Below are 2,656 nucleotides of genomic sequence, written 5' to 3'. Positions count from 1 at the left end.
CGACCAGGTCGAGAAGAAGTCCGGCAAGGATCCGCTCGAGATCTTCATCGTCGCCTTGAACAACATCAAGCCGATGGTCGAAGTGAAGTCGCGCCGCGTCGGCGGTGCCAACTACCAGGTGCCGGTGGAAGTCAGGCCGGTCCGGCGCGTCGCCCTGGCCATGCGCTGGCTCAAGGAATCGGCGAGGAAGCGCGGCGAGAAGTCGATGGCCCAGCGACTGGCGAACGAGCTGCTCGAGGCGGTCGAGGGCCGCGGCGGGGCGATGAAGAAGCGCGACGAAGTGCACCGCATGGCCGAGGCCAACAAGGCGTTCTCGCACTTCCGCTTCTGAACCCCATCTGAGCCGAAGCTTTCCGGCCCGTCTTCGACGGGCCGCGCCCGCCTCCCGGACCGCCGGACGGGCAGACCGCATCTGGAGCAAGTCATGTCCCGCAAGACCCCCATCGAGCGCTACCGGAACATCGGTATCTCGGCCCACATCGACGCCGGCAAGACGACGACGACGGAGCGCATCCTGTTCTACACGGGCGTCAACCACAAGATCGGCGAAGTGCACGACGGCGCGGCGACGATGGACTGGATGGAGCAGGAGCAGGAGCGCGGGATCACCATCACCTCGGCGGCGACGACCTGTTTCTGGAAGGGCATGGAGCTCAACTTCCCCGAGCATCGCATCAACATCATCGACACGCCGGGCCACGTCGACTTCACGATCGAGGTCGAGCGAAGCATGCGCGTGCTCGACGGCGCGGTCATGGTCTACGACTCGGTCGGCGGTGTGCAGCCGCAGTCGGAAACCGTCTGGCGCCAGGCCAACAAGTACAAGGTGCCGCGCCTCGCGTTCGTCAACAAGATGGACCGCGTCGGCGCAGACTTCTTCCGCGTCCGTCAGATGATGATCGACCGCCTGAAGGCCAACCCGGTCGTCATCGTGATTCCGATCGGCGCCGAGGACAACTTCAAGGGCGTCGTCGACCTCATCAAGATGAAGGCGATCTACTGGGACGAAGCGTCGCAGGGGATGAAGTTCACCTACGCCGAGATTCCCGCGGAGCTGCAGGCCGAGGCGGAAAAGTGGCGCGAGCAGATGGTCGAGGCGGCGGCCGAGGCCAACGAAGAGCTGATGAACAAGTATCTCGAGACCGGCGAGCTCACCGAGGCCGAGATCAACGCCGGCATCCGGATGCGCACGATCGCCGGCGAGATCCACCCGATGCTGTGCGGCAGCGCGTTCAAGAACAAGGGCGTGCAGCGCATGCTCGACGCCGTGATCGACTTCATGCCGTCGCCGATCGACATTCCGCCGGTGCCCGGCACCGACGACGATGACAAGCCGGTCGAGCGCCGCGCCGCCGACGACGAGAAGTTCTCGGCGCTCGCGTTCAAGCTGATGACCGACCCGTATGTCGGCCAGCTGACGTTCGTGCGCGTCTACTCCGGCATCCTGAAGTCAGGCGACTCCGTCTTCAACCCGATCCGCGGCAAGAAGGAGCGCATCGGCCGGATCCTGCAGATGCACGCCAACCAGCGCGAGGAGATCAAGGAGATCCTGGCTGGCGACATCGCCGCCTGCGTCGGCCTGCGCGACGTGACCACCGGCGAGACGCTGTGCGACCCGGCCGCGATCATCACGCTCGAGAAGATGATCTTCCCGGAGCCGGTGATCTCGCAGGCCGTCGAGCCGAAGACCAAGGCCGACCAGGAGAAGATGGGCATCGCCCTCGGCCGCCTGGCCCAGGAAGACCCGTCGTTCCGCGTCAAGACCGACGAGGAGTCCGGCCAGACCATCATCTCCGGGATGGGCGAGCTCCACCTCGAGATCATCGTCGACCGCATGAAGCGCGAGTTCGGCGTCGAGGCCAACGTCGGCAAGCCGCAGGTCGCGTACCGCGAGACCATCCGCAAGCCGGTGACCGACGTCGAAGGCAAGTTCGTGCGCCAGTCCGGCGGCAAGGGCCAGTACGGCCACGTCGTCTTCAAGATCGAGCCGCAGGAGCCGGGCAAGGGCTTCGAGTTCGTCGACGCCATCAAGGGCGGCGTCGTGCCGCGCGAGTTCATTCCCGCGGTCAAGAAGGGCGTCGAGGACTCCCTGCCCGCGGGCGTGCTCGCCGGCTATCCGGTCGTCGACGTCAAGGTCACGCTCACCTTCGGCTCGTACCACGAAGTCGACTCGAACGAGAACGCCTTCAAGATGGCCGCGTCGTTCGGCTTCAAGGACGGTTGTCGCAAGGCGTCGCCGGTGATCCTGGAGCCGATGATGGCGGTCGAGGTGGAGACGCCCGAGGACTTCGCCGGCAACGTGATGGGTGATCTGTCGTCCAGGCGCGGCATGGTCCAGGGCATGGACGACATGGCCGGCGGCGGCAAGGTGATCAAGGCCGAGGTGCCGCTGTCGGAGATGTTCGGCTACTCGACGACGCTGCGCTCGATGAGCCAGGGCCGGGCCACCTACACCATGGAATTCAAGCACTACACCGAGGCGCCGAAGAACGTCGCCGACGCCATCATCACCGCGAGGGGCAAGTAATGGGCAAGTCCAAGTTTGAAAGAACCAAGCCGCACGTCAACGTGGGGACCATTGGCCACGTGGACCATGGCAAGACGACGTTGACGGCGGCGATCACGACCGTGCTGAGCAAGCTGTTCGGAGGCGAGG

Annotated in this window: 3 protein-coding genes; all 3 read left to right on the top strand. The window is 65.2% G+C overall.

The annotated features are described in order from the left end of the window. On the top strand, window positions 1-331 hold a 331-nt coding region (gene rpsG / locus AC30N0_RS20485; protein ID WP_489519720.1), incomplete at its 5' end, for a 30S ribosomal protein S7. 93 nt (window positions 332-424) lie between these two features. Further along, window positions 425-2,527 carry an elongation factor G gene (gene fusA / locus AC30N0_RS20480; RefSeq protein WP_489519719.1) on the top strand — a complete coding sequence of 701 codons (2,103 nt, stop codon included), beginning with the start codon at window positions 425-427 and terminating at the stop codon, window positions 2,525-2,527. Next, a partial coding sequence (locus tag AC30N0_RS20475) for a GTP-binding protein (protein ID WP_489519721.1) occupies window positions 2,527-2,656 on the top strand: 130 nt, incomplete at its 3' end. The genes fusA and AC30N0_RS20475, both read left to right, overlap by 1 nt.

The organism is Rhizobacter sp. (assembly GCF_031412495.1).
Lineage (GTDB): Bacteria > Pseudomonadota > Gammaproteobacteria > Burkholderiales > Burkholderiaceae_C > Schlegelella_A.
This window is presented reverse-complemented; position numbering and strand designations above follow the sequence as displayed.